The sequence below is a fragment of the Ramlibacter sp. genome, assembly GCF_028292805.1.
Taxonomy (GTDB): Bacteria; Pseudomonadota; Gammaproteobacteria; order Burkholderiales; family Burkholderiaceae_C; genus Ramlibacter.
Window position 1 is genome coordinate 1 of record NZ_JAQGLS010000259.1, and the last position, 7,546, is coordinate 7,546.

Annotated in this window: 6 protein-coding genes and 1 pseudogene; 1 reads left to right on the forward strand and 6 read right to left on the reverse strand. The window is 69.7% G+C overall.

Annotated features, from left to right (window positions below):
- The 4 genes from JWP65_RS16015 to JWP65_RS16030 form a co-directional block, all read right to left on the reverse strand.
- On the reverse strand, positions 1–1,849 hold a 1,849-nt coding region (locus tag JWP65_RS16015), incomplete at its 3' end, for an ATP-binding protein (RefSeq protein ID WP_299765477.1).
- The gene (locus tag JWP65_RS16020; protein WP_299765479.1) at positions 1,849–2,391 is read right to left on the reverse strand and encodes a YfiR family protein; all 543 of its coding nucleotides are present in this window, start codon (positions 2,389–2,391) and stop codon (positions 1,849–1,851) included. The genes JWP65_RS16015 and JWP65_RS16020, both read right to left, overlap by 1 nt.
- A gap of 188 nt (positions 2,392–2,579) precedes the next feature.
- A complete protein-coding gene (locus JWP65_RS16025) occupies positions 2,580–4,520 on the reverse strand; it encodes a PAS domain S-box protein (RefSeq protein ID WP_299765481.1) in 1,941 nt (646 codons plus the stop codon).
- Positions 4,521–4,618: 98 nt separating this feature from the next.
- On the reverse strand, positions 4,619–5,506 hold the full coding sequence (locus JWP65_RS16030; RefSeq protein WP_299765483.1) for a DMT family transporter: 888 nt from the start codon (positions 5,504–5,506) through the stop codon (positions 4,619–4,621).
- Between the two features lie 43 nt (positions 5,507–5,549).
- On the opposite strand from JWP65_RS16030, the gene pyrF reads away from it, so the two are divergent.
- Positions 5,550–6,374 (forward strand): orotidine-5'-phosphate decarboxylase, encoded by an 825-nt coding sequence (gene pyrF, locus JWP65_RS16035; RefSeq protein WP_299765485.1) that lies wholly within the window; start codon positions 5,550–5,552, stop codon positions 6,372–6,374.
- 19 nt (positions 6,375–6,393) lie between these two features.
- On the opposite strand, the gene JWP65_RS16040 is transcribed toward pyrF, so the two are convergent.
- Together JWP65_RS16040 and JWP65_RS16045 are read right to left on the reverse strand one after the other, a co-directional pair.
- Positions 6,394–6,651, reverse strand: coding sequence for a GlsB/YeaQ/YmgE family stress response membrane protein (locus JWP65_RS16040; RefSeq protein WP_299765487.1), 258 nt, complete (start codon positions 6,649–6,651; stop codon positions 6,394–6,396).
- Between the two features lie 96 nt (positions 6,652–6,747).
- Positions 6,748–7,546 (reverse strand): annotated as a pseudogene (locus tag JWP65_RS16045) (excinuclease ABC subunit A); the annotation flags it as partial.

Genomic DNA, 7,546 nt, shown 5'->3' on the forward strand with positions numbered 1-7,546 from the left:
CGGCCAGGCCCGCGGCCGGAGCGGCGCCGGCGCCCGCGGCGGCCGGCGGCAGGCAAGGCAGCGAGACGGTGAAGGTGCTGCCCTGGCCCGGCCCCCCGCTGCTGGCGGTGACGGTGCCGCCGTGCATCTGCACCAGGCTGCGCACCAGGAACAGCCCGATGCCCAGGCCCCCGGTCGACTGTTCGGTGCCTTCCTCGACCTGCGTGAACAGGCTGAACACCTTGTCCAGCATCGCCTGCGGAATGCCCATGCCGTCGTCGCGCACCTCGACCCACGCCCGGTTGCCTTGTTGCCACGCCCGCAGCGCGACGTGTCCGCCCGGCGGCGTGTACTTGGCCGCGTTGTTCAGGAGGTTGCCGAAGGCCTGGGCCAGCCGGGTGCCGTCGCCATGCAGTTCGATCTCGGCCTCGGGCAACTCCACCGCCAGCGCATGGCCGGCCACGTCCATGGCCGGGCGCGCCAGTTCCAGCGCCGTCTGGATCGCCGGGCGCAGCGAGGTGCGCTGCAGCTCCAGCCGGATCTTGCCGCTGTTGATGCGCGAGATGTCCAGCAGGTCGTCGATCAGCCGCACCATGTGCGTGAGCTGCCGGTCCATTGTCGCCAGCGTGCGCGCCAGCGTCGCCGGCGGGGCGTTCGGCTTCTGGAGGATCTGCAGCCCGGTGCGCAGCGGCGCCAGCGGGTTGCGCAGCTCGTGCGCCAGCGTCGCCAGGAATTCGTCCTTGGCCCGATTCGACTGCTGCAGCAGGATTTCGGACTGCTTGCGCTCGGAGATGTCGATCAGCGAGCCGGCCATCCGGTAGGGCGTGCCGCCGGCGCCCTTGAGCGCCATCCCCGTCACCATGAACCAGCGCCAGGCGCCTTCCTTTTCCTGCAGCCGACACTCGGCCTGGTAGGCCGTGTCGTGGGCCAGGTGGGCGCGCAGGGCGACCAGCACGGCACGGCGATCGTCCGGATGCATCAAGCGCGTCAGCGACGCCGGCTTGTCGGGGAACTCGTCTTCCGAGTAGCCCAGCAGGGCTTTGAGCCGCGGCGAATAGAACATGGTGTCGGCCGCCATGTCCCAGTCCCACAGGCCGGCGCTGGAGCCGCGTGCGGCCAGCTGGTAACGCGCCTCGCTGGCGCCGAGCGCCTGGTTGGCTTCCTGCAGCACCCGGGCGCGGGCGCCCAGCTCGTCGAGCATGGCGTTGAAGGCGTCGACCAGCTGCCCGACCTCGTCGTCGCTGCGCTTGGTGGCCCGCATGTCGTAGCTGTTGCCATCCAGCACCCGCCGCGCCACTTCGCTGACTTCCTCGATCGGGCCGGTCAGTGTGCGTTGCAGCCGGTTGGCCAGCAGCAGGGCGCCGAACATGCTGGCCAGCGCAACCGCCACCATCCAGCCGGCCCACTCGAGCATCTCGGCGATCAGGCCGTGGCGGCTCTGGATGTAGATGGCGCCGATGGTTTCTCGGTTGGAGACGACGTTGCGCACCACGGTGGCCGTCTCGGCGTCGAACTGCATGCCGCGCCCGGGCGTGCGCGCCGGCACGTCGGCCAGATCTTCGTCGGCCCGGAAGCTGGCGAACAGGCCGCCCTCGACGTCATAGAGGGCGGCGGCGATCACCCCAGGCTGCGCCTGCAGCACCCGCAGCGTCTGTTCGCCGACCCGGCGGTCGGCGAACACCAGCGCCGCCTCGCTGGCCAGCCCGATCACCTCGGCCTGGGTCGAAAGATCCTGCCGGGCCCGCAGCCACTCCTGCCGCACCTCCAGCGTCATGAAGGCGACCGCCGCCAGCAGCAGGCTCAGGCCGACGGTGGCCAGCAGGATCAGGTTCAGCTTGCGCTGGATGCTCTGGGCGGCGGCAATCTTCATCAGCGGCCTTCCACGTCCTGCGCCACCGCCAGCAGCCGCGCGCTCAGGCGCAGGCCGCGGTTGGTGGCGGCGGTCAGCGAAGCGTTGAAACGCACCCGCCCTTCGTCTTCGGTGAAGTCGAGCACTGCCCCCGAACGCCCCGCAGCCGGCAGCTCGCCCACTGTCAGCACCGCGCCGCGGACGGCGGCGAGCACCGCGTGCGCCCGGGCCGCGCGCGGACCGCCGGCAAACAGGATGTGCGGCGTGCCCACGTCGTCGGCGTCGCGCACTCGCCGCACCACGATCGGGTGGCTCTCGATCCGGCGTCCCTGCGTGATCTGCTCGAGTTCCGAGGCGACGGCTTCGTCGCCGAACACGGCGATCACCAGCGGATCGCCTGGCGCGCGGAAGGCGCCGGCGGGCCACTCGACGAAGCTGCCGAACTTGTAGAGGAAGGCGGCCTTGACCGCGCTCACGCGGGCCAAGCCCAGGCCCTGGCCGGCGGCCGGCGCATTGGCGAGCAGCAGCGCCGCGGCGCACAACGCCAAGAGTACGCGGGCCAAGGCGCAGCCGGCTTTCACATCGTCGGCGCCGCGTCGGTCGGCGGCAGGATGACGAAAGCAGGATGTCTGGATGTGAGTCTCGTGAGCCGCTGCATGGCACCTCCCGCCAGAGGCGCATCTTAAGGGCAACTCGGCAGACCGGAGCGCTGGCTCAACGATGAGCGCTGTCCTACACGGCGGTCAGGTTGTCAGGTCGGCCGCGCGTCCGCATTGCGGGCGGCCCGGGCCGCGTTCAACAGCGAGATCAGGGCGTCGAGTTCGACCGGCTTGGTCAGGTGCGCGTGAAAGCCGGCCGTGCGGGTGCGCCGCTTGTCTTCCTCGTTGCCAAAGCCGGTCATGGCCACGAAGAACGCCTCTTCGTGGCCTCCGGCCGCCAGCAGCCGCTTGCGCGCCTCGTAGCCGTCCAGGCCCGGCATCGCCAGGTCCAGCAGGATCATGTGGGGGCGAAAGCGCCGCGCCACCTTGATGCCGGATTCGCCGTCGTAGGCGCTTTCCACCTGGTTGCCGAGCAGGCGCAACACGTCGGTGGCGCTGTCGGCCGAGTCGCGGTTGTCGTCCACCACCAGCACCCGCAGGCCGGAGCCGATCTCGTTGCGGGCTTGCTCGGCCTCGGCTTCGGCCGAGCCGTTGGCGCCGGGCAGCCGCACGGTGAAGCTGCTGCCCAGCCCGAGGCCGGGGCTGGCGGCGCTGATGTTGCCGCCATGCATCTCCACCAGCGAGCGGGCCAGCGTCAGGCCGATGCCCAGCCCGCTGTCGACCGGCGCCGCGGTGCCCGACTCGGCCTGCATGAACAGCTCGAAGATGCGCTGCAGGTTGTCCGGCGCGATCCCCCGGCCGGTGTCGGACACGATCACGTCGACGAAGCTGCCGACATGCTGCACCTTCAGCCGGAGGCGGCCGCCTTCCGGGGTGTACTTGGCGGCGTTCACCAGCAGGTTCTGCAGCACTTGCGACAGCCGGGTCGAGTCGCCGTTGACGTAGACCGGCTCGGCCGGCTGCTCGATCTCCAGCACATGGCGGCGGGCGGTGATCAGCGGGCGGGCCGTCTCGACGCTGCGCGAGACGACCTCGGAAAAGCGGACCAGCTCGGTGCGCAGCTTGATCTTGCCGGTGGTCAGCCGGCCGACATCCAGCAGGTCGTCGACCAGGCGCGTCACGTGCGTGAGCTGGCGGTCGATCACGTCCCGGCAGTTGCGCAGCACCGGGCTGCTCAGCGTCTCCAGCTGCATGATGGTGACCGCGTTGCGGATCGGCGCCAGTGGATTGCGCAGCTCATGGGCCAGCATCGCCAGGAACTCGTTCATGCGGCGGCTGGAGCGCTCCAGTTCCTCCAGCCGGCGCCGCTCGCTCATGTCGCGCGTGACCTTGGCGAACCCGATCAGCGCGCCGCCGGCCCCGTGCACGGCGGTGATCACGACGTTGGCCCAGAACATGGTGCCGTCCTTGCGCACCCGCCAGCCTTCGTCCTCGGCCCGGCCGTGTTCGCGGGCGGTTGCCAGCTCGTGTTCCGGCTTGCCGCCGCTCTTGTCCTCGGGGGTGTAGAAGTCGCTGAAGTGGCGGCCGATGACCTCGTGCGCCAGGTAGCCCTTGATGGCCTGGGCCCCGGCGTTCCAGCTCAGGACGTGGCCTTGCGGGTCGAGCATGAAGATGGCGTAGTCGCGCACGCTCTCCACCAGCAGCCGGAACCGCTCCTCGCTCACCCGCAGCTGTTCCTCGTGCGCGCGGCGCTCGGTCAGGTCGCGGGTGATCTTGGCGAAGCCGGCCAGCTCGCCGGTCTGGTCGTGCAGCGCCGTGATGACGACGTTGGCCCAGAACAGGCTGCCGTCCTTGCGCACGCGCCAGCCTTCGTCCTCGAAGCGGCCGCGCTCGCGCGCCAGCCGCAATTCTTCCTGGGGCCAGCCGGAGGCGACCGACTCGGGCGGATAGAAGACGGAGAAATGCTGGCCGACGATCTCGTCGCGCGTGTAGCCCTTGAGCTTGCAGGCGCCGGAGTTCCAGGAGACCACGTGGCCCTGGGGATCGAGCACGAAGATGCCGTAGTCGACGACCGCGTCGATCAGCAGCTGCAGGCGTTGCTCGAGGTTCGCGTCGGCACGTGGGGCGACCGGCATGTTGGTGGTGTGGGGCAAACCGCCCATTATCCCGACGACGCACATTGGAGCCACCCGCAGTCCGTGGTTTGCGGTTCTGTCCTACAGCTGGCCTGGAAACAAGCCATCTTGCCGCACTACAAGGTACGGGTGCGCGCGGGCCAGAGCACCGAGGCGATCGCCACCGTCATCAGCACCACGGCGGCCCAGTCCTGCCAATGCACCGCCTCGCCCAGCCACAGGGCGCCGCTGAACACGCCCAGCACCGGGATCAGCATCACGCTGAGGGTCGAGGCCAGCGGCGGCAGGCCGCGCGCCAGCGCGAACCAGGCGGCCTGGGCAAAGCCGAAGATCAGGATCGCATTGAAGACGATGGCGCCGGCGGCGGCGGGATGCGGCAGGCGCCACTGCGACGATTCGAACAGCAGCGCCGCCGCCGTCATCACGACCGTGGTCATGGCCGTCATCCAGAAGGTGATGGTCAAGGTCTGCAGGTCGAGCCTGGTGCGGCGCAGCAGCTGGGTGCCGACCGCCCAGGTGGCGGCGGCCACCAGCGCCAGCAGCACGCCGGTGGGCCGGCCGGCCAGCTGCGTCAGTTCGTGCCACAGCAGCAGCGCGACGCCGATCGCCGCCGCCCCGACCCCGAGCCAGGCACGCCGGGTCAGGGCGGCGCCGAACCAGAGCGCCCCGATGACGGCCGAGAAAATCGGCATGGTGTAACCCAGGATGGCGGCCCGTCCGCTGGAGAGCGTCTGGACCGCCAGGATGATGCACAGGTGCCACACGAACATGTTGGCGGCGGCCAGTCCCAGCACCTCGCGCCACTGGCCGCGCCGGACGGTGAACGGCACCTTCAGCACCACCAGGGCGCCGGCCAGGATCGGCAGCCCCAGCCACATGGACAGCGCGCGGAAGGTCAGCGGCGGGTAGCCGGTGACGCCGACCTTCATCACCGGCCAGTTGACGCCCCAGACGATGGTCAGGAGGACCAGGAGGACCAGTTGCTGGCGCGAGAGGGCTTGCATTGGGCGCCATTGTGGTCGAATGCCGGCTCCCTACAATTGGCGCATGACTTTCCTCGACATGCTGCGCGCGGCGCAATCGCGCAACGGCTCGATGCTGTGCGTGGGCTTCGACCCCGAGCCGACGCGGTTCCCGGCCGGCCTGCGGGGCGACCCGAGCCGTATCTACGACTTCTGCGCCCGCATCGCCGATGCCACCGGCGACCTGGCCATCGCCTTCAAGCCGCAGATCGCCTACTTCGCCGCCCATCGCGCCGAAGACCAGCTCGAGCGGCTGATGCGCCACTTGCAGGCCAACCACCCCCAGGTGCCGGTGATCCTGGACGCCAAGCGCGGCGACATCGGCTCCACCGCGGAGCAGTACGCGCGCGAGGCGTTCGAGCGCTACGGGGCCGACGCGGTGACGCTGTCGCCCTTCATGGGATTCGATTCGGTGCAGCCGTACCTGAAGTCGCCGGACAAGGGCGCCTTCCTGTTGTGCCGGACCTCCAACCGGGGCGGCGACGATCTGCAGAACCAGCGGCTGGCTTCGGTCGACGGCCAGCCGCTGCTGTACGAACACGTGGCGCGGCTGGCGCAAGGTCCGTGGAACCTCAACGGGCAGCTGGGACTGGTGGTGGGCGCAACCTATCCGGCGGAGATCGAGCGGGTGCGCGCGATCGCTGCGACCATGCCGCTGTTGATCCCGGGCGTCGGGGCGCAGGGCGGCGATGCGGTGGCGACGGTGAAGGCCGGCTGGCGCGAGGACGCGCCGATCATCGTGAACTCGTCGCGCGCCATCCTGTATGCGTCGAGCGGCCAAGACTTCGCGCAGGCCGCGCGGCGCGAGGCGCTGCGCACGCGGGATCTGCTGGAAGCGGCGAAGGCCTGAAGCTGGTAGCGGGTCGGGCTTAGCGAACCCGCGCGCGGCCGCGCACCATGCCCACCACGAACAGCAGCACAACAGCGCCGATGACCGAGGCGATCCAGCCGACCGGCTCGCCGGCCCGGTACAGGCCCAGTGCCTGGCCCAGAAACCCGGCGATGAGGGCGCCGGCGATGCCCAGCAGGGTGGTGAAGATGATGCCCATGCGGTCATTGCCCGGCTTGAGCGCGCGCGCGATGAGGCCGACGATGAAGCCGACGATGATGGTGGTGATGATTCCCATTGTTGCTGCTCCCTGGACCCGTGTTGTGGTGCGGGGATCGTAGGGAGCACGCCACCGGGGGCCTGTAGGCCTGGAAAGCCCGGTTCTGTAGGCTGGCTACGAAGGCAGCAGCCGCTGCAGGTACTTGCCGGTGTGGCTGCCCGCATGCGCCGCCACTTCCTCCGGCGTGCCCGCCATCACCACCGTGCCGCCGCCATCGCCGCCCTCGGGCCCCATGTCGATCACCCAGTCGGCCGACTTGATCACGTCGAGGTTGTGCTCGATCACGATCACCGTGTTGCCCTTGTCGACGAGACCGTTGATCACTCCCAGCAGCTTCTCGACGTCGGCGAAGTGCAGGCCGGTGGTCGGCTCGTCCAGGATGTACACCGTCCGGCCGGTCGACCGTTTCTGCAGCTCCGAGGCCAGCTTGACGCGCTGCGCCTCGCCGCCCGACAGAGTGGGTGCCGGCTGCCCGAGCCGGACGTAACCCAGGCCAACGTCGACCAGCGTCTTCAGGTGTCGGTGGATCGGTGCGATCGCCTCGAAGAACTCGGCACCCTCCTCGATCGTCGTGTTGAGCACGTCGGCGATCGTCTTGCCTTTGTAGTGCACCTCGAGCGTGTCGCGGTTGAACCGGGCCCCCTTGCATACCTCGCACGGCACATAGATGTCCGGCAGGAAGTTCATCTCGATCTTCAGCGTGCCGTCGCCGGCACACGCCTCGCAGCGTCCGCCCTTCACGTTGAACGAAAACCGGCCCTGCTGGTAGCCGCGCACTTTGGCCTCAGTGGTGGCGGCGAACAGTTTGCGGATGTGGTCGAAGACCCCGGTGTATGTCGCCGGGTTCGACCGGGGGGTCCGCCCGATCGGCGATTGATCGACCCCGACCACCTTGTCCACCAGATCGAGGCCG